Raw genomic sequence first — 267 nt, forward strand, 5'->3', positions numbered from 1 at the left:
CCCGCAGGGGCAGGTCCACGACCGGACGGACAGCGGTTTGGGTCCATCGAGCCGCCCGCACGTCGAGCAGGTCTGCGACGTGGGCGCGAACCGGCCGATCCGGGCGAAGGTGCGTCCGTACCGGGTGGCCTTGTACTCCAGCATGTTCACGAACTGTGTCCAGCCCGCGTCGTGCACGGACTTCGCCAGGCGGGTGCGGGCGAGACCGGTCACGCACAGGTCCTCGACGTACACCGCTTGGTTGTCGCGGATCAACTGTGTCGAGAG

Annotated in this window: 1 protein-coding gene; it reads right to left on the bottom strand. The window is 68.2% G+C overall.

Annotated features, from left to right (window positions below; genetic code table 11):
* Positions 1-267, bottom strand: a 267-nt coding sequence (locus ACLQ2U_RS32250) for an RNA-guided endonuclease InsQ/TnpB family protein (RefSeq protein ID WP_425754654.1), incomplete at both ends; no start/stop codon positions are given.

It is taken from the genome of Micromonospora sp. DT47 (assembly GCF_049844475.1).
Classification (GTDB): Bacteria; Actinomycetota; Actinomycetes; order Mycobacteriales; family Micromonosporaceae; genus Micromonospora.